This is a genomic window from Roseovarius confluentis (assembly GCF_002917925.1).
Classification (GTDB): domain Bacteria; phylum Pseudomonadota; class Alphaproteobacteria; order Rhodobacterales; family Rhodobacteraceae; genus Roseovarius; species Roseovarius confluentis.
Genome location: NZ_PPFE01000015.1, coordinates 20,091 through 44,635, shown reverse-complemented (window position 1 = coordinate 44,635; position 24,545 = coordinate 20,091). Strand labels below are relative to the sequence as shown.

Annotated in this window: 26 protein-coding genes; 10 read left to right on the top strand and 16 right to left on the bottom strand. The window is 65.9% G+C overall.

Annotated elements, in window-relative coordinates; genetic code table 11:
• The first annotated feature begins 6 nt into the window (after window positions 1-6).
• A complete protein-coding gene (locus C2I35_RS21040) occupies window positions 7-972 on the top strand; it encodes a zinc-dependent alcohol dehydrogenase (protein WP_245890584.1) in 966 nt (321 codons plus the stop codon).
• A 9-nt stretch (window positions 973-981) separates the two neighbouring features.
• On the opposite strand, the gene C2I35_RS21035 is transcribed toward C2I35_RS21040, so the two are convergent.
• Genes C2I35_RS21035 through C2I35_RS21025 form a run of 3 tightly spaced genes read right to left on the bottom strand, consistent with a single transcriptional unit; the run spans window position 982 to window position 3,061 of the window.
• The gene (locus C2I35_RS21035) at window positions 982-1,770 is read right to left on the bottom strand and encodes a metal ABC transporter permease (RefSeq protein ID WP_103765029.1); all 789 of its coding nucleotides are present in this window, start codon (window positions 1,768-1,770) and stop codon (window positions 982-984) included.
• Window positions 1,770-2,546: an ATP-binding cassette domain-containing protein gene (locus C2I35_RS21030; RefSeq protein ID WP_103765005.1), complete on the bottom strand. Its 777-nt coding sequence runs from the start codon at window positions 2,544-2,546 to the stop codon at window positions 1,770-1,772. Before C2I35_RS21030 ends, C2I35_RS21035 begins: the two co-directional genes overlap by 1 nt.
• On the bottom strand, window positions 2,543-3,061 hold the full coding sequence (locus C2I35_RS21025; RefSeq protein ID WP_103765004.1) for a Fur family transcriptional regulator: 519 nt from the start codon (window positions 3,059-3,061) through the stop codon (window positions 2,543-2,545). The genes C2I35_RS21030 and C2I35_RS21025 overlap by 4 nt, the downstream gene beginning before the upstream one ends.
• Before the next feature lie 56 nt (window positions 3,062-3,117).
• Between C2I35_RS21025 and C2I35_RS21020 the strand changes: the two genes are divergently transcribed.
• On the top strand, window positions 3,118-4,197 hold the full coding sequence (locus C2I35_RS21020; protein ID WP_103765003.1) for a zinc ABC transporter substrate-binding protein: 1,080 nt from the start codon (window positions 3,118-3,120) through the stop codon (window positions 4,195-4,197).
• Window positions 4,198-4,203: 6 nt separating this feature from the next.
• Here C2I35_RS21020 and C2I35_RS21015 read toward each other — a convergent pair whose 3' ends face one another.
• Entirely contained in the window at window positions 4,204-4,905 is a 702-nt protein-coding gene (locus C2I35_RS21015; RefSeq protein WP_103765002.1) for a histidine utilization transcriptional repressor HutC, read from the bottom strand.
• The gene (locus C2I35_RS21010) at window positions 4,902-6,266 is read right to left on the bottom strand and encodes a formimidoylglutamate deiminase (protein ID WP_103765001.1); all 1,365 of its coding nucleotides are present in this window, start codon (window positions 6,264-6,266) and stop codon (window positions 4,902-4,904) included. Before C2I35_RS21010 ends, C2I35_RS21015 begins: the two co-directional genes overlap by 4 nt.
• Before the next feature lie 72 nt (window positions 6,267-6,338).
• Here C2I35_RS21010 and hutI point away from each other — a divergent pair, with 72 nt between their 5' ends.
• The 7 genes from hutI (at window position 6,339) to C2I35_RS20975 (ending at window position 14,939) form a co-directional block, all read left to right on the top strand.
• On the top strand, window positions 6,339-7,541 hold the full coding sequence (gene hutI / locus C2I35_RS21005) for an imidazolonepropionase (protein WP_103765000.1): 1,203 nt from the start codon (window positions 6,339-6,341) through the stop codon (window positions 7,539-7,541).
• A complete protein-coding gene (hutH, locus tag C2I35_RS21000) occupies window positions 7,538-9,058 on the top strand; it encodes a histidine ammonia-lyase (RefSeq protein ID WP_103764999.1) in 1,521 nt (506 codons plus the stop codon). Before hutI ends, hutH begins: the two co-directional genes overlap by 4 nt.
• Window positions 9,055-9,843, top strand: a complete 789-nt coding sequence (gene hutG, locus C2I35_RS20995) for an N-formylglutamate deformylase (RefSeq protein ID WP_103764998.1) — start codon at window positions 9,055-9,057, stop codon at window positions 9,841-9,843. Before hutH ends, hutG begins: the two co-directional genes overlap by 4 nt.
• A complete protein-coding gene (gene hutU / locus C2I35_RS20990) occupies window positions 9,840-11,513 on the top strand; it encodes a urocanate hydratase (protein WP_103764997.1) in 1,674 nt (557 codons plus the stop codon). The genes hutG and hutU overlap by 4 nt, the downstream gene beginning before the upstream one ends.
• A 233-nt stretch (window positions 11,514-11,746) precedes the next feature.
• Window positions 11,747-12,832: a TRAP transporter substrate-binding protein gene (locus C2I35_RS20985; protein WP_103765028.1), complete on the top strand. Its 1,086-nt coding sequence runs from the start codon at window positions 11,747-11,749 to the stop codon at window positions 12,830-12,832.
• Between the two features lie 62 nt (window positions 12,833-12,894).
• Window positions 12,895-13,392, top strand: a complete 498-nt coding sequence (locus C2I35_RS20980) for a TRAP transporter small permease subunit (RefSeq protein WP_103764996.1) — start codon at window positions 12,895-12,897, stop codon at window positions 13,390-13,392.
• Entirely contained in the window at window positions 13,389-14,939 is a 1,551-nt protein-coding gene (locus C2I35_RS20975) for a TRAP transporter large permease (protein WP_211286206.1), read from the top strand. The genes C2I35_RS20980 and C2I35_RS20975 overlap by 4 nt, the downstream gene beginning before the upstream one ends.
• 219 nt (window positions 14,940-15,158) lie before the next feature.
• Here the strand turns inward: C2I35_RS20975 and C2I35_RS20970 are convergent, their stop codons facing one another.
• The 11 genes from C2I35_RS20970 to C2I35_RS20920 all read right to left on the bottom strand — a co-directional run bounded on the left by C2I35_RS20970 (window position 15,159) and on the right by C2I35_RS20920 (window position 22,143).
• Window positions 15,159-15,629, bottom strand: coding sequence for a Dps family protein (locus tag C2I35_RS20970; protein WP_103764995.1), 471 nt, complete (start codon window positions 15,627-15,629; stop codon window positions 15,159-15,161).
• A 119-nt stretch (window positions 15,630-15,748) separates the two neighbouring features.
• Window positions 15,749-16,171 carry a hypothetical protein gene (locus C2I35_RS20965; RefSeq protein ID WP_103764994.1) on the bottom strand — a complete coding sequence of 141 codons (423 nt, stop codon included), beginning with the start codon at window positions 16,169-16,171 and terminating at the stop codon, window positions 15,749-15,751.
• A 67-nt stretch (window positions 16,172-16,238) separates the two neighbouring features.
• The gene (locus C2I35_RS20960; RefSeq protein ID WP_103764993.1) at window positions 16,239-16,499 is read right to left on the bottom strand and encodes a DUF1289 domain-containing protein; all 261 of its coding nucleotides are present in this window, start codon (window positions 16,497-16,499) and stop codon (window positions 16,239-16,241) included.
• Window positions 16,500-16,548: 49 nt separating this feature from the next.
• Entirely contained in the window at window positions 16,549-16,716 is a 168-nt protein-coding gene (hemP, locus tag C2I35_RS20955) for a hemin uptake protein HemP (RefSeq protein WP_103764992.1), read from the bottom strand.
• A 168-nt stretch (window positions 16,717-16,884) separates the two neighbouring features.
• A complete protein-coding gene (locus C2I35_RS20950; protein ID WP_103764991.1) occupies window positions 16,885-17,253 on the bottom strand; it encodes a glyoxalase superfamily protein in 369 nt (122 codons plus the stop codon).
• Window positions 17,250-17,576 carry a heme-degrading protein HmuQ gene (gene hmuQ, locus C2I35_RS20945; protein ID WP_103764990.1) on the bottom strand — a complete coding sequence of 109 codons (327 nt, stop codon included), beginning with the start codon at window positions 17,574-17,576 and terminating at the stop codon, window positions 17,250-17,252. The genes C2I35_RS20950 and hmuQ overlap by 4 nt, the downstream gene beginning before the upstream one ends.
• A 10-nt stretch (window positions 17,577-17,586) precedes the next feature.
• Entirely contained in the window at window positions 17,587-18,336 is a 750-nt protein-coding gene (locus tag C2I35_RS20940) for a ChaN family lipoprotein (protein ID WP_245890583.1), read from the bottom strand.
• 11 nt (window positions 18,337-18,347) lie between these two features.
• The gene (locus C2I35_RS20935; RefSeq protein ID WP_103764989.1) at window positions 18,348-19,130 is read right to left on the bottom strand and encodes a heme ABC transporter ATP-binding protein; all 783 of its coding nucleotides are present in this window, start codon (window positions 19,128-19,130) and stop codon (window positions 18,348-18,350) included.
• Window positions 19,127-20,194: a FecCD family ABC transporter permease gene (locus tag C2I35_RS20930; protein ID WP_103764988.1), complete on the bottom strand. Its 1,068-nt coding sequence runs from the start codon at window positions 20,192-20,194 to the stop codon at window positions 19,127-19,129. The genes C2I35_RS20935 and C2I35_RS20930 overlap by 4 nt, the downstream gene beginning before the upstream one ends.
• Before the next feature lie 3 nt (window positions 20,195-20,197).
• Window positions 20,198-21,091, bottom strand: coding sequence for a heme/hemin ABC transporter substrate-binding protein (locus C2I35_RS20925; RefSeq protein ID WP_371931660.1), 894 nt, complete (start codon window positions 21,089-21,091; stop codon window positions 20,198-20,200).
• On the bottom strand, window positions 21,091-22,143 hold the full coding sequence (locus C2I35_RS20920) for a hemin-degrading factor (protein ID WP_103764987.1): 1,053 nt from the start codon (window positions 22,141-22,143) through the stop codon (window positions 21,091-21,093). Before C2I35_RS20920 ends, C2I35_RS20925 begins: the two co-directional genes overlap by 1 nt.
• 202 nt (window positions 22,144-22,345) lie before the next feature.
• On the opposite strand from C2I35_RS20920, the gene C2I35_RS20915 reads away from it, so the two are divergent.
• Complete coding sequence (locus tag C2I35_RS20915) at window positions 22,346-24,391, top strand: TonB-dependent receptor domain-containing protein (protein WP_103765024.1); 2,046 nt, start codon at window positions 22,346-22,348, stop codon at window positions 24,389-24,391.
• Window positions 24,392-24,545 lie beyond the last annotated feature (154 nt).

The following is a 24,545-nucleotide window of genomic DNA, read 5'->3' as shown; positions in this document are numbered from 1 at the left end:
GAAGGCGTGGCGCAGGCCCTGTGGATCACCGGCCCGGGTGCGGTCGAGATACGCGAGACGGCGTTCGGTGCCGGGTCGGGTATGGTCGAGGTTGAGACGCTCTACACGGGGATCAGCCGGGGTACGGAACGGCTGGTCTGGAGCGGCGGTGTGCCGGAGAGCGAGCACGAGACGATGAAGGCGCCGTTCCAAGAGGGGGAGTTCAGCTTTCCGGTGAAATATGGCTATGCCGCCGTGGGCCGCGTGGCGGGCGGAGAGCGCGAGGGCGAGACCGTGTTTGCCCTGCACCCGCATCAGGATCGGTTCGCCGTGCCGCAGGAAGCCGCCGTGCCGGTCCCGGCGCCTGTGCCGCCCAAGCGCGCCGTGCTGGCCGCCAACATGGAAACCGCCCTGAATATCGTCTGGGACGCGGGCGTTTCCGCCGGGGACAGGATAACGGTGGTTGGCGCAGGTATCGTCGGGGCGTTGGCCGGATACCTGTGCGCGCGGATGCCGGGCACGGAAGTGTGCCTTGTGGATGTTGATGAGCAAAAGGCTGCACTGGCAGAGGCCATGGGCTGCGAGTTCGCGGCACCGCGGCAAGCGGCGGGCGAGCGTGACGTGGTGATCCACGCCTCGGCCAGTTCGGACGGTCTGGCGACCGCGATCGGGCTGGCGGGTATGGAGGCGACGATCGTCGAGGCCAGCTGGTTCGGGACGCATCGCCCCGCGGTGCCGTTGGGAGGAGCGTTTCACCAGCGCCGGCTGCGGATCGTCGGCAGCCAGGTGGGACAGGTGCCGCCCGGGCGGCGGGCGCGGTGGAGTTATCGTCGGCGACTGGAGAAGGCGTTGAGTCTGCTGGCGGACCCTGCGCTGGACGTGCTGATTTCGGGCGAGACGCCGTTCGATGGGCTTGCGACGAAGTACGGCTCGATCCTCGAGGATTCGGCGACGCTGTGTCACCGGATTCGGTACGCGTCGGTGCGGGCTTGAGACGCGGTATCAGGCGCGCAGGCCGCGCAGTCCGCTGGTGAACGCAAAGAGGATTGCCGCAACGCAGACGATGGACGGCCCAGCGGGCGTATCCAGCACGTAGGCCGATTGCAGCCCCGCCACGGCCGAAACCGCACCGAGGGCCGCGGCGAAGAGGGCCATTTGCTCAGGCGTGCGCGACAAGGGGCGGGCGGCGGCGGCCGGAATGATCAGCATTGCGGCGATGAGCAGGACGCCGACCACCTTGATGGCGACGGCCACGGTGATGGCGAGGGCCAGCGTGAGGATCAGCTGTTCGCGGCGCGGGTCGATGCCGCTGGCATGGGCCAGGTCCTGGCTGAGGGTCGAGGTCAGCAGCGCCGACCAGCGCCAGCCGATCAGGCCGACCACCAGCGCCGCGCCGCCCCAGATCACCGCGAGATCGCCGCGTGAGACCGCGAGGATATCCCCGAAGAGATAAGCCATCAGGTCGATCCGGATGCCCGAGAGGAACGACACCGCCACCAGCCCGAAGGCCAGGGCGGAATGCGCCAGCACGCCCAGGAGCGTGTCCATCGCATAGCCGCGTCCGGTCAACAGGGTCACGGTCAGGGCCATGGCCAGAGCCACGGCCACGGCACCGGCGAAGATCGAGATCTGCAAGGCCAGCGACAGCGCCACGCCAAGGATCGCGGCATGGGCGGTGGCGTCGCCGAAATAGGCCATGCGCCGCCAGACGACGAAGCTGCCCAAGGGGGCGGCGGCGCAGGCCACGCCGATGCCGGCCAGCGTGGCGCGGGTCATGAAATCATCCAGCATCATTCGGCGGCCTTCGTCGTCGTGTCGTCGTGGGAATGGTCGTGCGCGTGATCATGCCCGCAGGTGGCGTCGTGGCTGTGGTCATGGTCGTGCCGGTAGAGCGCCAGCGCGCCCCCGGTGCCGGTGCCGAACAGGGCCTGGTATTCCGGGGCCGCCGACACGATTTCGGGCGTGCCTTCGCAGCAGACATGGCCGTTGAGGCAGATCACCCGGTCGGACGCGCTCATCACCACGTGCAATTCGTGGCTGATCATGACCACGCCGCAGCCGGTCGCGGCGCGGACCTCTTCGATCTGGCGGTAGAAGGCGGCGGAGCCGGGCTGGTCGAGGCCTTGCGTCGCCTCGTCGAGCAGGAGCAGGTTGGGTTGGCCGATCAGGGCGCGGGCCAGCAGGATGCGTTGCATCTGTCCGCCCGAGAGGCCCGACATCTGCCGGTCCGACAGGTCAGGTACGCCGGCGCGGTCGAGGGCGGCGGCGATCTGGGTCGGGGTCGCGCCGCCCGGCAGGCGCAGAAAGCGCGACACGGTCATCGGCAGGGTCGGGTCGATATGTAGCTTTTGCGGTACGTAGCCGATGCGCAGCCCGGCGTCACGGTCGATCCGGCCCACGCTTGGCGTGACCGCGCCGATAAGTGCGCGCAGCAAGGTCGTCTTGCCCGATCCGTTGGGGCCGACGATGGTGACGATCTCGCCCGCCTCGATCGCGAGGGTCACGTCGCGCAAAACCCGCGTGGCGCCGTAACCGACGCTGATATTCTGGACCGAGACAAGGCTCATGTGTCGGCCTTGTCCGAGCAGGTGGGGCAGAGGCCCTCGGCCTCGACGACGGTACGTTCGATCTGGAAACCGGCGGCGCGGGCGGCCGCGCCAAGGGCGCCTCGGGCGGGTGTTGCCTGTGCCTCGGCGACCGAATCGCAGGCGCGGCAGATCATGAAGGCGGGCGAGTGATGCGCGCCGGGATGGGCGCAGGCGATGAAGGCGTTGAGCCGCTCGATCTTGTGGGCAAAGCCGTTGCCGACGAGGAACTCCAGCGCGCGGTAGGCGACGGGCGGCTGCGAGCCGAACCCGGCCTCGCGCAGGGCGTCGAGCATCTCGTAGGCGCCCAGGGCGCGATGTTCGCGCAGCAGGATTTCCAACGCCTTGCGCCGGACGGGCGTGAAGCGTAGGCCTTCGCGGGCGCAATGCGCCTCGGCCTCGGCAATGGCGGCGGCGATGCAACTGGCGTGGTCATGCGACTCGAAGCCGACCGGATCGGTCGGATGCTCATCTTCTGGTCGGGAGGTGCTTGTCATATTATAACAGTTCGTGTATCCGTTGTGGAATGTTATATAATCACAAGAGGTCACCCATGTCCAGAAACCTTGTTCCATGTTTTCTCGCGTCCACCATCCTGGCCGGACCGGCCTTGGCAGAGGTGCCGCAGGTGGCGGTGGACATCGCGCCGGTGCATTCGCTGGTGGCGCGTGTGATGGACGGGGTGGGCGCGCCCGCGCTGATCGTGGCGCCGGGCGCCAGCCCGCATGAGTACAGCCTGCGCCCCTCGGAAGCGGCGGCGATGCAGGACGCGGACCTGGTGTTCTGGATCGGCCCGGACCTGACGCCCTGGCTGGAGGATGCGCTGGGCACGCTGTCGGGCGAGGCGCAGGTGGTGGGGCTGATGGAGGCCGATGGCACGGTCGCGTTGCCGATCCGGGAAAACGCGCTGTTCGAGGCGCATGATCACGGCGGGCACGGGGACGACGGTCATGATGATCACGCGGATCATGAGGAGCATGCGGATGATCATGACGACCATGCGCATAGTGACCATGATGACGATGAACATGCAGATCACGACCACGCCGACCATGACCACGCGGATCATGAAGGTCACGAAACGCACGAAGAGGACCACGCCGGCCACGGGCACGATCATGGGCATCAGGACCCGCACGCGTGGCTGTCGCCCGACAACGCGGAGACCTGGTTGAACGCGATTGCCGCGGCGCTGTCGTCGGCCGATCCGGACAATGCCGGCGCCTACTTCGCCAATGCCGCGGAGGGACGCGAGGAGATTGCCAGCCTCAGGGCCGAGATCGACGGCATTCTGGAGCCGGCGCGGGAAGGCAACTTTATCGTCTTCCACGATGCCTACCAGTATTTCGAGTCGGCGTTCGATTTTCCGGCCTCGGGGGCAATCTCGGTCTCCGACGCGTCCGATCCCAGCCCGGCGCGGGTTGCGGAAATCCAGGAGCGGGTGAGCGCGCAAGGGGTGACCTGCGTGATGTCTGAGCCCCAGTTCGATCCGGGTATCGTGGCCGCCGTTACGGACGGGGCCGATGTCAAAACCGGCGTGATGGACCCGATGGGGTCGGATCTGGAGCCCGGCGCCGGGCTTTATCCGCAGCTTTTGCGCAACCTTGCGACGGCCCTGGCGGAGTGCCTGTAGCCCGGATCAGGTGCCTGTCAGAAGCTGGTAGCCGGGGGTGGTGATCGCCTTGACCGTGGTGATCGGGGCCTCGTCGACCCAGGTGGTGCGTTCGATGACCAGGAGCGCCGCGCCCGGCTCGGTGTCCAGCAGGTCGGCCTGACGGGGATTGGCCGAGATGGCGTAGAATCGCAGGTCCAGGCGGGTGTAGGGCTTGTTCAGAACGAGCCATTCATTCGCGCTCTGCCCGGTGAAATCGAGGTCGCGCACCTCGGGCGAGGTTTCGGGGCAGATCCAGCGATCCTCGAAAATATAGGGGCGTCCGTCGGAAAGGTGCAGCGCCTCGACGCGAAGCATCGGGCGGGACCTGCTGAGCCCGAAGGCGGCGAGAACGCCGCGTGGTGCCGGCGCGGTGCGGCGGCTGATCAGCTGATAGTCATAGCGCGCGCCACGTTGTTCCACCTCGCGCCGTGTGATGGGAATGTCGAGCGTGGCGCGGGTGACGGGTTCGGCCCTGACCCGCGTACCGCCCTTGCGGCGGCGCTCAACGAGACCGCTGTCTGAAAGATCCTGCATGGCACGCTGGACCGTGGAGCGGGCGCAGCTGAGGTCTTCGGCGATGTCGGCGTCGCGGGGCAGGCGGTCTCCGGGGCCGTAGCGACCGGTGAGGATCTGTTCGTGGATACGGTCGCGCACATCCTTCCACGACAGGCGGGAGTCGGAGGTCATATGTCCTGTCCCAGCGTGGTGACGACGTCGAGGAAAGCCCGCGTGATGCGGTCGCGGTCGGCGTGGCGGCCGTCCTTGACCATGTGACGGCCCGCGCTCCAGACATCTGTGACGCAAGCGCGCCCGCGCCCGGAGAAGATCAGGCTGTCGAGAACCACGTCGCCGGTACGGTTGCAGAGGAACTCGTTGTCGGTGGAGACCGCGATGAGATCGGCCAGCTGGCCCTCGGCGACCTGGCCCGAGGCGCGGCCGGCCGCCTGTGCCCCGGCGCGGGTGGCCGCGTCGAAAAGCACGCGGCCGGTGGAGTGGTCCGCCGTGGCCATCGCCGCGCGGCTGCGGTCGCGCAGGCGTTGGGAATAGTCGAGCGTGGCCAGTTCCTCCCACAGGGCGATGTGGATGTTGGAATCCGAGCCGATGCCGAACCTTCCGCCAGCGTCGCGATATGCGGTGCCGTTGAAGATACCGTCGCCGAGACTGGATTCGGTGATGGGGCAGAGCCCGGCCACGGCGCCGGTTTGCGCTAGGGCGCGGGTTTCGGCGTCGGTCATCTGGGTGCAGTGGATCAGGCACCATTTGTCGTCGATCGGGGCTGTGTCGAGCAGCCATTCGACCGGGCGGGCGCCGTGATGGGCCTCGACCTCCTCGACCTCGGCCACCTGTTCGGCAAGGTGCATGTGGATCGGGCCATCGGGGCAGATGGACTGCGCCTGGGCCAGCGCCTCGGGCGGGACGGCGCGCAGGGAATGGGGCGCGACGCCGATGGCGAAATCGTCCGGCCCGTTGGCCACCAATGCGGCACTGTCGGCGTGCAGCCGCGCGAAAAGGTCGAGGTCGCTGCCGAAGCGGCGCTGGCCGCCTTCGAGCGCGCGCCCGTCGCAGCCGCCTTGCATGTAGTGCACGGGCAGGAGGGTGAGGCCGATGCCGGTATCCTGCGCCGCCTGGGTGATACGCCCGGCCATTTCGGCCAGGTCGGTATAGGGGGCGCCGCCGATATCGTGGTGCAGGTAGTGGAATTCGGCCACCGCGCCGTAACCGGCCTCGAGCATTTCCATGAATACAAGTTCCGCGATGGCCTGCACGTGGTCGGGCGTGAGGCGGTCGAGGAAACGGTACATCAGTTTCCGCCATGTCCAGAAACTGTCGCGCGGGTCGGGGCCGCGGGTTTCGGTCAGTCCGGCCATGGCGCGTTGAAAGGCGTGGCTGTGCAGGTTGACCGGGGCAGGCAGCAGCAGGTCGACGCACTGTGCGTCCGGCGAAGGCGTGCGGGAGATTCGCGTGATGCGTCCCTGCTCGATGGTGAGGCAAAGGTCGCTGACCCAGCCATCCGGAGTAAGGGTCTGGCGAGACTGGATTTCCTGCACGGGCGATCTCCGTTGACAAAATATGTACATACATATTAACGTTATGTCGGCCACATTGCAAGGAAAGTACGAATGCCCGATCACCTGACGATCACCAACGCCACGATTGCCTGCATGAATGCGTCGGAGGACGGCTATGGCCTGCGGCGTGATGCGGCGCTGCGGGTGCAGGGTGAGCGGATCGACTGGGTCGGCCCGATGGCCGACTTGGAAGAGCTTCCGAAGGATGCACAGGTGATCGACGCCGAAGGTCGGTTGCTGACGCCGGGTCTGATCGACTGTCACACGCATATCGTGCATGGCGGCAACCGCGCGCGGGAATTCGAGATGCGGCTCGAGGGGGCGAGCTATGAAGAGGTGGCGCGCGCCGGGGGCGGGATCGTTTCGACCGTGACGGCGACGCGGGAGGCGGACGAAAGCCTGCTGCTTGCGCAGGCGCTGCGCCGCGCGGATGCGCTGATCGCAGAAGGGGTGACGACGATCGAGATCAAGTCGGGCTATGGTCTTGATATCGAAACGGAACTCAAGATGTTGCGCGTGGCGCGCGCGGTGGGCGAGGCACGTCCGGTGCGGGTGGTGACCTCGTTCCTGGGCGCGCACGCGGTGCCCAAGGGCGCGGATGCGGACAGTTATATCGACGAGGTTTGCCTGCCCGCGCTGGAGGCGGCCCATGCCCAGGGGCTGGTCGATGCCGTGGACGGGTTTTGCGAGGGGATCGCCTTTGACACCGCCCAGATTGCGCGGGTGTTCGACAAGGCCGCGGCGCTGGGCCTGCCGGTCAAGCTTCATGCCGAGCAGTTGAGCAATATCGGCGGGACGAAGCTGGCGGCGGAGCGCGGCGCGCTGTCGGCGGATCATGTGGAATATGCGAGCGGGGCCGACGCCAAGGCGTTGGCCGAAGGGGGCAGCGTGGCGGTCTTGCTGCCCGGGGCATTCTACACGCTGCACGAGACGCAAAAGCCGCCGGTTGCGGCGTTCCGCGCGCAGGGCGTGCCGATGGCGGTGGCGACGGATTGGAACCCCGGGTCGTCGCCGATGGGCTCGGTCCTGCTGGCGATGAACATGGCTTGCACGCTGTTCGGCCTGACCCCGGCCGAGGCGCTGGCGGGCACGACGCACCATGCCGCGCAGGCGCTGGGGCTGTATGACCGGGGCGAGATCGCGCCGGGGATGCGGGCGGACCTGGCCATCTGGGATGTCGAGGAACCGGCGGAGCTGAGCTATCGCATCGGGGTGAATCCACTGCACAAACGAATATTCGGAGGCCGAGCATGACCCTGACGCTGGTGCCGGGAGAGACCCGGCTGGAGACGCTGGAGCGGGTGTGGCGCGAGGGTGTGGCGGCGACGCTGGTGCCGGACGCGCGGGCGGCAATCGAGGCGGCGGCGGAAAAGGTCGCCGAGGCGGCGCGGGGCGACGTGCCGGTTTACGGGGTGAACACCGGCTTTGGCAAGCTGGCCTCGGTGCGCATTCCGCCCGAGGATGTGGAAACGTTGCAGCGCAACCTGATCCTCAGCCATTGCTGCGGTGTAGGCGAGGTTATGGAAGCCGAGACCACGCGCCTGATGATGGCGCTGAAGCTCTTGTCGCTGGGGCGTGGCGCCTCGGGCGTGCGGTGGGAGATCTGTGCGCTGATCGAGGGAATGCTGGCGAACGGCGTGGTTCCGGTGATCCCGTCGCAAGGATCGGTTGGCGCGTCAGGCGACCTTGCGCCGCTGGCGCATATGGCCGCCACGATGATCGGTGAAGGCGAGGCGTTGCTGGACGGTGTGCGGATGCCCGCCGGCGAGGCGCTGAAGACGGCCGGGCTGAAGCCCGTGGTGCTGGGGGCCAAGGAGGGGCTGGCCCTGATCAACGGCACTCAGTTTTCGACCGCCTGCGCATTGGCGGCGTTGTTCGACGGCGTCCGCGCACTCAGGGCGTCGATCGTGACCTCGGCACTTTCGACGGATGCCATCATGGGCTCGACCCAGCCATTGCAGCCAGAGATCCACACCCTGCGCGGCCATGCGGGGCAGATCGACGTGGCCACGGCCATGTCGGCCCTGATGGCGGGCAGCGAGATCCGCGAAAGCCACCGCGAAGGCGACAGCCGCGTGCAGGATCCGTATTGCATCCGCTGCCAGCCGCAGGTGGCGGGGGCGGCGCTGGACCTGTTGCGCTTTGCCGCGAAAACGCTGGAGATCGAGGCGAATGCCGTCACGGATAATCCGCTGGTGATCGAGGCCGGGATCGTCTCGGGCGGGAATTTCCATGCCGAGCCGGTGGCCTTTGCCGCCGACCAGATCGCGTTGGCGCTGTCGGAAATCGGGGCCATCGCGCAGCGGCGCGTGGCGCTGATGGTGGACCCGGCCTTGAGCCATGACCTGCCGCCCTTCCTGACGCCGGTGCCGGGTCTGAACTCGGGCTTCATGATCGCCGAGGTGACGACGGCGGCGCTGATGAGCGAGAACAAGCATCTGGCGAACCCGTGTTCGACCGATAGCACGCCGACCTCTGCCAACCAGGAGGATCATGTGAGCATGGCCGCTCATGGCGCGCGGCGGCTGCGCCGGATGAATGTGAACCTGTCGATGATCCTTGGTGTCGAGGCGCTGTGCGCCGCGCAAGGGATCGAGGCGCGCGCGCCGCTGGTGACATCGGACGCGTTGCGGCGTGCAATTGCGACGATCCGGGCGGAGGTGCCGCGGCTGGAAGAAGACCGGATGATGGCGCCAGATATGGAAAAAGCCGCAGCGCTGGTGCGCGAGGACGCGCTGGCACGCGAGACGGGCGTGGAGGTCAGGCTGTGAGTTTTGTCGAGGTGACGCGCGGGCAGAGCCCGCTGGTTCTGGGCCTGCCCCATACGGGCACGGATGTTCCCGGTGATATCGCGGAAGGATTTAACGAGACCGGGCGTGAGCTGGCCGATACGGATTGGCATATTCACGAGCTTTACGCCGGGATGGTGGGCGACGTGACCACGGTGCGCACGACCATCCACCGCTATGTCATCGATGTGAACCGCGACCCGGAGGGCGCGAGTCTCTATCCCGGTCAGAACACCACGTCGCTGTGTCCGGTGACCGACTTTGATGGACAGCCTATCTGGCGCGAGGGGGCGGAACCCGACGCGGCCGAGATCGCGCGGAGGCGAACGGCGTATCATGCGCCTTATCACGCGGCGCTTTCGGCGGAGCTGGAGCGCGTGCGCGGGATTCACGGGTTCGCGGTGCTCTATGACTGCCACTCGATCCGCTCGGAAATTCCGTTCCTGTTCGAGGGTGTCTTACCTGACTTCAACGTGGGCACGGATGAAGGCCGGACCTGCGCGGCGTCGATCAAAGACAGCGTTTACGGCACGTGCGAGGCCGCCGAGGGGTACAGCGCCATCCTGAACGGACGTTTCAAGGGGGGCTGGACAACGCGGCACTACGGCCGGCCGGACGAGGGACTGCACGCGATCCAGATGGAACTGGCGCAGTCCACCTACATGCTCGAAAGCCCGCCATGGGATTATGCGCCTGAGCGTGCGGACCTGTTGCGCGCTCACCTGAAAACCATTCTAGACGACCTGATCCGTTGGAGGCCCGAATGACCAATCCCCGCCATAACCTGCGCGACATTTACCCGCCGACCGGCACCGAGATCAGCGCGAAAAGCTGGCAGACCGAGGCGGCGATGCGGATGCTGATGAACAATCTGCACCCTGACGTGGCCGAGAACCCGCATGAACTGGTGGTTTATGGCGGCATCGGGCGTGCCGCGCGGACATGGGATGATTTCGACCGGATCGTTGCCGGGCTGAAGGACCTGGAGGCGGACGAGACGCTGGTGGTGCAGTCCGGCAAGCCCGTCGCCATCGTGAAAACCCATGCGGACGCGCCGCGCGTTCTGATCGCCAATTCCAATATCGTGCCGCATTGGGCCAACTGGGACCATTTTAACGCGCTCGATAAGAAGGGCCTGATGATGTACGGCCAGATGACGGCCGGGTCGTGGATCTATATCGGGTCGCAGGGCATCGTGCAGGGCACCTACGAGACCTTTGCCGAAGCCGGGCGTCAGCATTACGACGGAGACTTGACCGGCAAGTGGATCCTGACGGGAGGCCTGGGCGGCATGGGCGGGGCACAGCCCTTGGCCGCGGTGATGGCGGGGGCGTGCTGTCTGGCGGTGGAGTGCAACCCGGACAGCATAGATTTCCGTCTGCGCACGCGGTACGTGGACGAGAAGACCGACAGCCTTGATGAGGCGCTGGAAATGATCGAGCGCTGGACCAAGGCGGGCGAGGCGAAGTCGGTGGCGCTCTTGGGCAATGCGGCGGACATCTTTCCCGAGATCCACAAGCGGGGCGTGCGGCCCGATATCGTGACCGACCAGACCAGCGCGCATGACCCGGTGAACGGCTACCTGCCGCAGGGGTGGAGCATGGCCGAGTGGCGCGACAAGCGGGAGAGCGACCCCAAGGCGGTCGAAAAGGCCTCGCGCGCGTCGATGAAGGTGCATGTGAAAGCGATGGTGGATTTCTGGAACGATGGTGCTCCGACGCTGGATTACGGAAACAACATCCGGCAGGTGGCGCAAGAGGAAGGGCTGGAGAACGCCTTTGCCTTTCCCGGCTTCGTGCCGGCCTATATCCGGCCTTTGTTCTGCAAGGGGATCGGGCCGTTCCGCTGGTGTGCGTTGTCGGGTGATCCCGAGGATATCTACAAGACCGACCAGGCGATGAAGGAACTGTTTCCCGAGAACGAGAAGCTGCACACGTGGCTGGACATGGCGCGCGAGAGGATTTCCTTTCAGGGGTTGCCCGCGCGGATCTGCTGGATCGGGCTGGGCGACCGGCATCGTGCCGGGCTGAAGTTCAACGAGATGGTGGCCAGTGGCGAGTTGAAGGCGCCCGTGGTGATCGGGCGGGACCACCTCGACAGCGGCTCGGTGGCCAGCCCGAACCGCGAGACGGAAGCGATGAAGGACGGATCGGACGCGGTGAGCGACTGGCCCTTGCTGAACGCGCTGGTGAATACCGCGAGCGGCGCGACCTGGGTCAGCCTGCATCACGGCGGCGGCGTCGGTATGGGGTTCAGCCAGCATGCGGGCGTTGTGATCGTGGCCGATGGCACCGACGAGGCCGCGAAACGGTTGGAGCGGGTGCTGTGGAATGACCCGGCCTCGGGTGTGTGGCGGCATGCGGATGCGGGGTACGAGACCGCGATCGACTGCGCCAAGGATCATGGCTTGCGCTTGCCCGGCATCCTGGGGAACTGAGTCATGGACAGGGCCGCCAGCGCTGTGGAGGCGGCTTGCCAAGTTTGGCCATGTGCGTGCCGAGGCCTGAAATTTAGTCAGACGGGTTCCGGATCGGATTGCCGAGCGGGGCCGCTTGCTGCAAACCGCTTTGCAGCCTTGAAAAACCGCAGCTTCGGCGCGACTGCTAAGACAACGTGCGCGGCGCCGCGATGAAACAATACGAAACACCAGCAACCAACAAGGAGAGACTCATGGACAGACGCAAATTTTTGACGACCGCCGCCATTGGCACTGCAGCCGCGCCGCTGGCCACCCCGGCCATCGCGCAGGACGTGCAGCAGTGGAAGATGGTCACCGCATGGCCCAAGAACCTGCCTGGCCCCGGTGTGGCCGCGCAAATGCTGGCCGACCGGATCACCACGCTGTCGGGCGGGCGGATCGAGGTGAAGCTGTTCGCCGCCGGCGAACTGGTGCCCGGGCGCGGCGTGTTCGATGCCGTCAGCGAAGGCACGGCGGAACTTTACCACGCGGTGCCGGCCTATTGGGGCTCGAAATCCAAGGGTATCCTTCTGTTCGGCTCGCAACCCTTCGGATTGCGCGCGGACGAGCAGGTGGGTTGGCTTTACCACGGCGGCGGCCAGGCGCTTTATGACGAGATGTACGGCCAGTTCGGCATCAAACCGTTCCTGTGCGGCAACTCGGGCCCGCAATGGGGCGGCTGGTTCCGCAACGAGATCAACTCGGTCGAGGACCTGAAGGGTCTGAAATTCCGCACCACGGGCCTTGCGTCCGAGATGTGTGCCAAGCTGGGCATGGCGGCCGAGGCCATGGGCGGGCCGGACATGTTCCAGGCGTTGCAGACCGGCGCATTGGATGCGGGCGAGTTCATCGGGCCGTGGACCGACAGCGCGCTGGGCTATCAGCAGGTGGCCAAGAACTATTACTGGCCCGGCGTGGGCGAGCCGTCCTCTGCCGAGGAATGCGGTGTGAATGCCGAGGTCTTCGGCGCGTTGCCCGACGACCTGAAAGAGGTCGTTTCGGTGGCTTGCGAAAGCCTCTACAACCCGGTCTGGACGGAATACACCACCAAGCACGCGGCATCGCTGAAGAAGCTGGTCGAGGAAGACGGCGTGCAGGTCAAGAAGTTCCCGCAGGAGGTGATCGACGCCATGGGCGAGGCGGCCAAGGAAGTGATCGACGAGCTGCGCCAGGACAGCGACGACCTGGTCAAGCGGATCACCGAAAGCTTTGTCGCCTATCGCGACAGCGTCGGGGCCTACATGACCTATGCCGACAACGGGCAGATGAATGCTCGCGCGGCAGTGATGGGCTACTGAGAAAGCGGGCGCGCGGGGGTGGCCTCGCGCGCCATGACCAAAGGGGCAGGGAAGGCCGGAAAATGCTGGCACTCGCAGGGATCATCGACGCGATCAATCGCGGTATCGCGTCGGCCGTGCGCTGGTTTGCGCTGGTGATGGTGCTGGTTCAGTTCGGCATCGTGATCGGGCGCTATGTGTTCGGCGTCAATTCGATCTGGGTGCAGGAAAGCGTGCTGTACCTGCATGCCACTTTGTTCATGCTGGCCGCCGGCTACACCCTGCTGGTGGACAAGCATGTGCGGGTCGACATTTTCTATGCCAAGGCCGCGCCCGCCACGCGGCGGTGGATCGACATGGCCGGGCACCTTTTTCTGCTGTTGCCCGCGATGGTGGCGCTGGTCTGGTGGTCGTGGCCCTCGGTGCGCAATTCTTGGAAAATTCTTGAAGGGCCGATCTCGGTCGGAGGCATCGAGGCGGTTTTCCTGCTGAAATCGCTGATCCCGGTGTTCTGCGTGCTGGTGGCGTTGCAATCCATCGCGATCCTGCTGCGGCTCTTCGCAGGTGAGGAGCCGGCGTGACGGACTATCTTGACCTTCTGATGTTCGTGGCCCTCGTGGTGGCGATACTGTCGGGCTTTCCAGTGGCGTTCAGCATCGCCGGGATCGCGGTGCTGTTCGCCTACCTGGGCTGGGCCGTGGGGGCGATGGACATCTCGCTTTTGGGGGCGTTCGGGCAACGGGTGTTCGGGCTGATCTCGAACCAGGTGCTGATCGCGATACCGCTGTTCGTGCTGATGGGCGCATTGCTGGAAAAGAGCCGCATCGCCGAGGAGTTGCTGGACACAATGGGCCGGGCCTGCGGGTCATTGCGCGGCGGACTTGGCATTTCCGTGATCCTGGTGGGGGCGCTGTTGGCGGCGTCGACCGGGATCGTGGGTGCGACGGTGGTGGCGATGGGGATGATCGCGCTGCCGACGATGCTACGCTCGGGGTACAATCCGAGCGTGTCGGCCGGGATCGTATGCACGGCGGGCACGCTGGGGCAGATCATTCCGCCGTCGACCCTGCTGATCATCCTCGCCGACGTGATGTCGAATGCCTATCAGCAGGCGCAGTACGAGCAGGGCAAGTTCTCGGTCGAGGCGCTTTCGGTGGGGCAGTTCTTTGCCGCTGCATTGATCCCAGGGTTGGTGCTTGTGTCGCTCTACCTGATCTACGTGCTGGTGCGCGGCGCGTTGCGCCCGCAAGACATGCCGCCCGCCGACGCGACGATGCCCCGCCCGAGCGGGCGTGAAGTGCTGGGGGCCATCGTGCCGCCCGTCCTGCTGATTTTCGCGGTGCTGGGCTCGATCCTGGGTGGGTTGGCCACACCGACCGAGGCCGCCGCCGTGGGGGCGGTGGGGGCGCTTTTGATGTCAGGTGCGCGGCTGGGCAGGTCCCGGGGCCTTATCCTGATCGCCGCCGCCGCGCTGATCGTGCTGGCCATCGCGGCGGGGGTCTTTCCGGTTCGGCTTCAGCGGGGGGATCTTGGCGTCGGATCCTACATTGCCGGTGGGATTTACATCGCGCTGGCGGTTCTCGGGCTGATCGGCGTTCTGGCCGCGCTGCGCAACGTGCTGGCCGAGCGCGTCGCGCATGATGCGGTCACGTCCACCATGACCATGACGGCGATGATCTTTGCCACGATCCTGGCTGCCGGTATGTTCTCGCTCGTCTTCATCGGATTGGGTGGAGAAGATCGCGTGGCCTATTGGCTGGCGAACCTGCCGGGCGGGGCGACCGGGGCGCTGATCGTCACGATGATCATCGTCTTCTTCATGGGGTTCTTCCTTGATTTCGTGGAAATCTCGGTGATCGTGCTGCCACTGGTGACGCCGTCGCTGATCCTGCTGGGGCATGATCCGATCTGGCTGGGGATCATTCTGGCGATCAACCTGCAAACCTCGTTCCTGACGCCGCCCTTCGGGTTCTCGTTGTTCTACCTGCGGGGCGCTGCGCCGCCGGAGATCACGACCGGCCATATCTATCGCGGCGTCATGCCCTTTATCGGCTTGCAAGCCGTGGGCGTGGCCGTGGTGTGGTTCTGGCCGTCGCTGGCGACATGGCTGCCGCGCGTGATGTTCTGAGACGCGGTGCCGCCCGGGGCAGCGCGGATCTCTGCCATGGCTGGCGGTGGTGGTGGCCTCAGGGTCTGCAGAAGGCATCGTTGGAAGGTCACGAAGCGATACTTGCAGGCCGCGCGCAGCAAAAAGCCCGGGTGGCAGGGATGTGCCATCCGGGCTGAAAGCAAAGTTTAACGACCGACCGGCCGGCCAGCGCGCCGGGCTTTGACGGCGCGCAGCCTATTATTTCAAGTGAGCGCGCAGCATCCAGGCGAATTTCTCGTGGGTCTGACCGCGGGCGATGCACAGGTCCTCGGTCAGCGTGTCACCATGCTTGGCGGCCAGTTCCCCGGCGCCCGCGATGGTTTCGGCCAGGGTTTCCTGCGCCTCTTTCAGAAGGCGGATCATCTCTTCGGCGGCGGGCGTGCCTTCGGCCTCGGGAACCTTGGAGCGCTTGATCATACCGGCAAGCACACCTTCGGCGTGTCCGTCGAGCGCCTTGATCCGCTCGGCCAAGTCATCCTGGGCCACGAAGTGATCTTCGTAGATGGTCTGGAACAGCTCGTGCAGCGGGCCGAAGGCCATGCCGGTGACGTTCCAGTGAAAATTCTGCGCCAGCATCGTGGTCACGGCGGTCTCGGCAACGCATTGGTTGAGAGCCTCGGAAATCTGGGCGTTGGCGTCGGTGGAAAGAGATTGTGCCGTTTCGGTCATACTCGCCTCCTTGGTTGTGTGGAAATGTCTGTTCGGAGCTATGCTGGCTGGCGATTGGCTGGCTTGCAGGCTCAAAATAGGGCCTGCACCAGCGTTCGGCAAGACAATTTAGAATCTTTCTAAATCTGAGGGAAATTGTCAGCCACGTTGCCCAGAAGAAAGACGAGATTGCGGTGTGCGTGTTTGGGAACGCGGGAATGCAGCAGGAAGGTGCAACTGGCCGTGTCTTCTCTCCGTATGCTGCGGGCAAGGGCCAGGAGCCAGTCCTCGTCGAATGAGATTTCGGGTTCGCCGGCGCGGAACAGGATCGGCCGACGGCCGAGCGCCTGCGACAGGCAGCGCATCAGCACGTCCGAGGCCGCTTGCCTGGCGATATCGCGATTTACAGACAGCGAGGCGCAGGCGCCGAAGAGGTCGACATAGCTTTTGCACCGCGCGTCACGCGCGGCGTGGCGCAGGTGGTCGAGCAGGGGCGTGTGGCCTGTCTCGATCCGGTTGTCATGCAGGCCGTCATAGTGTGGGAGGCGCAGTGCTGAGGTCATGAGGGGTCGGTTGTCCTACGATCTGGTCTAGTGTCTTTCGCGGTGTTGGGCGTGGGGAGATCCCGCGTCAGGCGGCCTTGCCGCCCTCGATCGCGGTGAGCGTCACTTTCTTCTTGCGGCATTTCTTTGCATAGGCGGCGTCCCAGTGCTTGTAGCGGCCCATCATGGCCTGCTGCGCCACCAGAAGTTCGACGAAGGCTTCGCGCTGCTTGTCCTTTTTCAGTTGCTTGAACAGGTTTTTCTGGGCCTTTGTCATCGAGCAGCCGATACAGTGACCCTCGCGCTTGAACTTGCAGACGTCGATGCAGGGACTTGGAACTTTCGGCATGGGGCCTCGCTGGAGTGCGGCTGGGACTGGCTTGGGATTGGATCGGGGGTCACTTGGTCAGGATCAGGTTGCCGGCTTGGGTGATGCGCAAGGTGTACACCTGGCCATCGAGCGCGATGTTGGCCGTGACACCGTTCGGAACCAGATCGCGGGCATCGTGGGTGGCAATGCCCTCCGTGTCCGGGGCGGGGCGTGAGGCGGGTTCAGATGTTGTCATTCAGCAACCTTTCCGGTGGCCTTGGCAGTACCGCGGGCGGTGTGCGGCTGCGCAGAGTTGGGCCAGAAGAAACCCGACTTTTCGAGTCGGGATTAAGGTTGTGATATCTTATTCCGATTGTTTCAGTCAAGAAATGTTCGCGGCAGGGTGGGCCCGGTCAAGATGCGATTAAGTGCCATCCGCTTGATCCAGGAACCGAAGGCGGTTTCCGAACGGGTCGGTCACTTCCATCTGAAGCCCCCACGGCAGCGGCTCCAGCCCGGGGCGCATGTACGGATTTGCGGGCAGGGTGGCGTGCCAGTCGCGCAGGTTGTCGACATGGACCATGGCGGTCGAACCCGGCGTGGCGTCGCCGTGGTGTTCGGTCAGATGAAGGTGGAATGCTCCCAATCGCAGGAACGCATAGAGCGGAGCGCCGTCGAACACGCGGACCTGACCCGTCCAGTCGAAGCCCAGCCAGTCGACGTAGAACGCACGCGCGCGGGCCTCGTCGAAGCTGCGGAACACGGGTGCGGTGCGCGTGACCTGCGGGGTCATGCCGGGGCGTCGGCGTCGATTTTCTGGATCGCGCGAAACCCTTCGAAACGCGGCGTGCCTTCGTGCAGTTTGCGGCTTTGGCCGGCACGGGCGTGGGAGGCGCGGAACTCCTCGCTGGTCGTCCAGGCGCGGAAATGCGCCTCGCTTTCCCAGACGGTGTGCGAAGCATAGAGCACGCGGCCGTCTTCCTCGGGGCCCTTGAGCATGTGGAACGACACGAAGCCGGCCATGTCCTTGAGGCGGCTTTCGCGGCTGAGCCACAGATCCTCGAACTCGGCGGCGTTCTCAAGGGGCACGGTGAAGCGGTTCATGGCAAGATACATCCTGGGGTCCTTACTGGTTGGTGAGCGAAGCACAGGGGTCGTCCCGCTGGGCCGTGGGCACGGTGCGGGTTTCATCGAAGGGCGTGTCGGTCCCGGCCTCGACAAAGCCGATGGAGTGCGTGCTGACGTCGGGTGCGGCCCGGGCGATCATCGCGGGGATGCCCCAGTCGGTGCGGGCGTGGCCGTTTCCGGCGATCACGACGATAGGCGCGCCGTGGGTGTCGAGCGCGTCGAGTGCTGCGCGGGCGAACACCGCGTCGCGGTAGCGTTGCACGGCGACCATCCCGGCCATCATGTCGCGTGGCATGGCCTCGCAATGGGCGGAGAATTGCATCTCTTCGCGCAAGGCCTGTTGATCGTCGGGCAGGACCGTGTCCAGGCCAAAACGCGCGGCGTCGGTGCCGAAGATCTTGGCGGCACCCTCGGTATAGACCGTGCGCACGCTGTCGCGTGGGGCGGCGGCGCCGATGATCGTTACGCCCTCCAGCGCGTCGAAGATGGGGGCGTAGAGGTCGAAATCGCTCCAGCCGCTGGCTGTCCATGCCTCTTCGGCCAACGACCGGTCGGTATTGACGCGGGCACCCTCGCCAGCGGTCAGCATCTCGAAGACGACCGCGCTGGGCTGCAATTCGGAAATCGCCGCGGCCTGGCCCAGATGGGCGTCGGGATTGTCATGAACTTCGCCCAGAATGACGATATCCGCAGCGGGCTGGGCCAGCGCGGGCGCCGCGAAGCAGGAAAAGAGAATGGCAAGGCGCACCGGGTATCCTTTCAGGCAGAGGCCGCGTGCGGCAGTATATAGGGCACACCGGCGGGCGGTGGAGAGCAAACACGCAGCTCGCAGCCATACGCCAGCGAGAGGGTTTCATCGGTCAGCACCTCGGCGGGCGTGCCGAAGGCCAGGCGCTGCCCTTCGGACAGGACGGCGACGCGGTCGGCAAAAAGGGCCGTCAGGTTCAGGTCGTGCATGACGGCAATCACGCCGCCGCCGGCGCGGGCGAAGGTACGGGCGATCTCCATCACCTGCAACTGGTGCGCGATATCGAGGCTGCTGACGGGTTCGTCCAGCAACAGCCAGCGGGGGCGACCATGCTCGACCGGGCTCCAGACCTGGGCCAGAACGCGGGCCAGCATGACGCGCTGCGCCTCGCCGCCGGACAGCTCTTGAAAGGTGCGGTTGGCGTAATGAGCGAGGCCGACGCGGGAGAGGGCCTGCATCGGCACCTCGGGGCGGTCGCCGGCGGTGCCCGATTGCAGGCCGAGGCGCACCACCTCGATTACCGTGAACGGGAAGGCCAGGCGCGCCGCTTGAGGCAGGACCGCACGTTCGGAGGCCAGTTCCCACGGTTTCATCGCCGCTATGTCGCGGCCGTTCAAGCGGACCGCGCCGGTATGGGGCAGGGAGGCCGTCATCGCCCCCAGCAGCGTGGACTTGCCCGAGCCGTTGGGGCCGACGATGGCAGTGAACGCGCCGGGATCGGCGTTGAAGGAAACGCCGCGCAGGGCCTCGCGGTTGCCATAGGAGACGCGGATGTTCTCGGCGATGAAGCTCATAGATCGGCAAGCCCCCGGCGTGTCAGCAGGATCCACAGGAAGACCGGCGCCCCGAGCACCGCCGTGACGATCCCGATGGGCAGTTCGGCAGGGGCGATCACGACCCGTGCGATGACATCCGCGAGGATCAGCAGGATGGCGCCAAGCAGCGCTGAGTTCAGAAGCAGCGTGCGGTGGTCCGGGCCGGAGGCGAGCCGCAGAAGGTGCGGTACGACGATGCCGACGAAGCCGATGCCGCCAGAAACCGCGACGGCGGCACCGGTGGCCGCCGCGACAGCGAGGATCGCGATGGTTTTCAGGCGCTGGACGCTGACGCCGATATGGGCCGCCGTCGCCTCGCCCAGGGCCAGCCCGTTCAGGCCGCGCCCCAGCGTCAGCGCGGCGCCTGGCGCCAGCAGGATCATCGGCCCCGCCGTCAGCACCTTGGCCCAGCTGGCCCCTGCCAGAGAGCCCAAGCCCCAGAAGGTCAGGTCGCGCAATTGCGTGTCGTCGGCGATATAGACCAGAATGCCCGACACCGCGCCGGCCAGCGCCCCGAGCGCGATGCCCGCCAGCAGCATCGTGGCCACAGACGTGTGTCCGTGGCTCGTGGCGACGCGGTAGAGCAGGAGGGTCGAGCCCCATCCACCGAGAAACGCGGCGAAGGGCGTCAACTGGTTGCCGGTGAGGGTATTGACCCACGGCGGCAGGAGCCCGCCCAGCACGATGGCGAGGATGGCCCCCAGCCCGGCGCCGGCACCCACGCCGACGATACCGGGATCGGCCAACGGGTTGCGAAAGAGCCCCTGCATCGCGGCCCCCGACACCGCAAGTGCCGCACCGACAAGGCCGCCCATGGCAAGGCGCGGCAGGCGGATATCCCACAGCACGACGCGATCCATCCGGGTCAGCGCCTCGCCCTGCGCCAGCTTGGCCGCGAGGTTCGAGAGGCTCACGTCGGTCGCGCCGACCTGAAGGCTGGCGAGGGACACGAGGATCAGCGCGGCCGCCAGCGCCCAATGCAGGGCGCGCGCGCGGGATGCGCGGTCACGTGGGGCGGCGTCGATATCGGTGACGGCGGCCATGGTCTAGCTGTCCGTGCCGTAAAGCGCGGCGTTGAGCTGGCGGATACCAGTCGCGGTGCGGGGGCCGAAGCCCAGCAGCAGAAGGCCGTCCATGCGCACCACTGTACGGTCCTGTGCCGCGGGCGTCAGGCGGATCGCGGGCATGGCAAAGAGCGTATCATCGTCGGCTGCATGATCGCCGGTGCGGTCCATCATCAGGATCACGTCAGGTGCGGCCGTGCCTATCGCCTCGTCGGTGACCTGCTTGTAGCCTTCGAATTCAGAGATCGCATTCACGCCGCCGGCCATGCGGATGATCGCGTCGGCGGCGGTGCCGGTGCCCGAGGTGTTGATCCGGCCGCCTTGGGTCGACAGCACGAAAAGCACGCGCTTCTTGTCGGCCTCGGGGCGGCGGGCGTCCTCGATGGCCGCCTGCATCTCGGCCTCGACCTCGGCGGCGAGCGCATCGGCCTGCTCGGGCACGCCAAGCGCGTCGCCCACGATGTCGATCTTGCGCAGGATGCCGTCGGTGGTCAGGGCGTCGGGCACCTCGACGAACTCGACATCGGCGGCACGGATCACGTCCAGCGCCTCGGGCGGGCCGGCGCCTTCGCCTGCGATGATGAGGGAGGGGCCAACCGACAGAACGCCCTCGGGCGAGAGCGCGCGCATGTAGCCCACGTCGGGCAGGTCCTGCACCGAGGGCGGGTAGGTCGAGGTGGTGTCGCGCGCCTTCAGCCGGTGGTCCTGCCCCAGCGCGACGACGATCTCGGTCACCGCGCTGCCGATGGACAGGATCTCGGCATGTGGATTGGCGGGGGTCTCGGCCTGCTGCGCGCTGACGGCCAGCGCAACGAAGGCACCGACCATCGACGTGCAGAGCGTGGCGATCGCGACGCTTTTCGACTTTCCGCACATCATGCCGGCACCTCCTCGAGCGAAGGCAGGTCCGCGACGATCCGGCCCCATTCGGGCCGCGAATCGCGTCCTTCCTTGCCCAGCCCGAAGGTCTGGAAGATCAGGCCGCCTTCGGCATCGAAAGCCTCGACCGAGATGGCGGGGCCGCGTTGGGTGGGTTTTTCGACCGCCCAGACCTCGGCCACCTTGTCACGCCGCAGGTGCAGGTTGAATCCGGGATCCATCACGTTCTGCCACGGTCCCATCGGGCGCAGGTTGCGGATCGGGCCGGAATGGATCTGGATGCAGCCGCGGTTGCCGACGAAAAGCATGATCTCGATCCCGGAATCGCGTACGGCGTGCAGCATCGCATCGACCGCGGTGGGATCGAGCTGTCGCACGAAGGGCGCGCCCGCGATGCGATAAGCGCCCAGCCGGTTCATCTTCAGCTTCGAGCACAGGCGCAGGAATTGGTGCGTGTCGGTCAGGCGCGCCCATTCCTCGCGCAGGATGTCGAGCTTGTCGGGCCGCGATTTTGGTGCTTCGACGGGTTGTCGCTGCGCGACTGTCTGACCTTCGGCCTGAGTCTCGTGCGCGAGGCCGCCCGTGATGCCTGCCCAGGCATCATGATGCGAGGTGTCACGCAGGTGGATCTTGTGCACGGCGTCGCCGGCGGCGTCGAACACCTGGAGCGACCGGCGCGGGCCTTCATCCGACGGGGTTTCCACGGCGAAGGCGTGAACCCAGTGCGACTGGAAAATCCGCAGGTCGATATCCTCGGTCAGGGTCATCGCGGCATGTTCGCCGGGATGGTAGTTGCCGTATTCGCCCACCTTTTCGTGCACGCAGGCCTCGACCCGGGTCAGGGCCATGACCTCGCCCAGCTTCTCGGCGGCGGGGATGATCCGGTCGGGATGCGCGGCAACCCGCACCGTGCCGCGACCGACATGGGCGGCGACAAGCTCGGCCTCGGACATCCCGAGCGCGTCGGCCTGATCGCGGGTGCGCATCTTGGGGTTCTCGGCCTGGAAGGCGCGTATCGAAGCGGGGGTGGGGGCAGATCGCTCGCTCATTGGGCATCCTCGGAGTGAAGGTGGGTCCGATGGCTTGGCTCGCGATGCTTTGGAGCGTGGCTGTCGATAAATTACTTGACTGTTTTACTTGGTTATGAGTAACGGTGCAACCCATCGTGGTGACCTTCACCGCAAACCAATCAATCTACCGCGCCAGCCCTTCGCAAGCACCGGTTACAAACGTGCAACAAGGATGGCGTTCATGCTTACCACATTCATGCGTGGGACGACCGCGCTCGTCTGCCTGTCCCTGGCCGGAACGGCCATGGCGCAGGACGAGCCCGGCTTTCTGGGGACCCTGGTCCTGACACCCGGCAAACGGGACCTGACATTCGGCACCGCGCTGCCGCGGACCGTTGTCGACGAAGAGGAAATCAAGGACCGGCAGGCCAGCACCGTCGCGCAGCTGATCGACTCGGTTCCCGGTGTGACGTTGGTGAACGGCACCACGCCGCAGGGGTCGGGGATCAACATTCGCGGGTTCGGGGCCAACACCACTTACGGTTCGGACCAGAAGATCGCCGTGCAGATCGACGGCGCCTCGGTCGGTTCGGAAGAGATCTATCGGCTGGGCACGCAGCTCTTCACCGATCCGCTGCTCTACAAGGAAGTCGAGGTGATCCGCGGCACGATCGGCAGTTTCGCCTATGGCTCCGGCATCGTGGGGGGCGTCGTGAAGCTGGAGACGAAAGACGCGTCGGATTTCACCGGCGGGGTGCCCGGGTTTGGCGGGTCGCAGACGCTGGAGTTCAGCTCGAACGGACATGGGTTCACCAGTTCGACGAACCTTGCGTGGATGCCCGCCGAGGGGGCCGAGTTCCTGTTGAACTACACCTGGCGCGAGCAGGGCACGCTGGAGGCCGGGGACGGCACGAAGATCGGCAACAGTTCGTTCGAGACGCCGTCCTTCCTGGCCAAGGCCCGGTTCACCTTTGGTCAGGACGATGCGCATTCGCTGATGTTCAGCCATTCACGGACCGAGGCCGACGACAAGGACGTGCCCTATGACCAGTTCCAGACGACATCGGGCGACTTTGGCCGGGTCGACCGCATCACCGACACGAAACAGACGACCGTCGAATACCGGTTCAACCCGGTCAACGACCTGATCGACCTGCGGGCGAACCTGTCCTATGCCGACCAGAAGATCGACACGACCTATATCGACGGAAGCTCGCCCTTCCAGGGCGGACAGCCCGTGGCGGTGTTCTGCGCCAATCCGTTCTTTGGCGTGATCTGTGCCGACAACCGTTACGAGACGACAAAGCTGACCCTCTCGAACCGGGCGCTGTTCACGACGGGGCAGGTCGAGCATGACATGCTGGCCGGGATCGAAGGTATTCACAAAAAGCGCCTTGACGCGGCCGCGGCACCGGGCGGCACGGATGACCGGTTTGCCGCCTTCGTGGTGAACGAGATGACGATCGGCCCGGTGACGGTAACGCCGGCGCTGCGCTATGAAAGCTCAAGGATCGAAAGTTCGGCGCCGCTGGCCGGGGTGCCCGACAGCTACAGCAACGATGCGCTGATGGGGGGGCTGGCGCTGGCCTATGATTTCGGCAACGGGATCTCGGTGTTCGGCAGCGCCGCTTATACCGAAGGCCTGCCGCTTATCGATGACCTTGATTCCACGCCCACCTCGCAGCGCCGGCTGGCCATGACGGAAAAGTCGCACACGTTCGAGATCGGTGCCGCCTATACCGGCACCGACGTGTTCGCAGGAGGCGACTCGTTCACCGTGCGCGGCAACCTTTACCAGACGAAGCTGTGGGACATCACCACCTATACGGTGGCCGGAGCGACGGGGACCGACCTTGACGGCGTGACGACCGAGGGGCTGGAGCTTGAGGCGTCCTATGGCACGGCGGGCGGTTTCTATGTCGATTTCGCCGGGCATGTCGGCGAGGGGCGGGAATACAACCCCGACGGCACCTCCGATACCTGGCGCAATAGTGCGGCGGACCGGCTGCAACTGACGGTCGGCCAGCGGGTCGGTGACGACCTCGACCTCAGCTGGGAGATTGTGCATGTCGCCGACCGTTTCGACGCGCTGGGCGCGGATCTGGGCGACACGACGGTGCATAATCTGCGCGCCACCTGGAAGCCCGAGACAAACTGGCTGGAAGATACCGAGGTGCGGTTCGGGATCGAGAACGCGTTCGACAAGAATTATGTCGGGCATCTGTCCTCGCCCACGCGCAAGGCGCCGGGGCGGACGTTCAGGGTCTCGCTCACGCAGGCATTCTGAGGCGGCGCTTGGTGCTTTGCCTCCGACACCTATCGAAAAGGGCCGGTTCGCGCAGGATCGGCCCATCGTGGCAAACAACCATTCGCAAGAGGGGCCACTGTTCGCTGTCCTTCCCAAGCGTCACTCACGGCCCAAGCTGGACTATGCAAAGTCT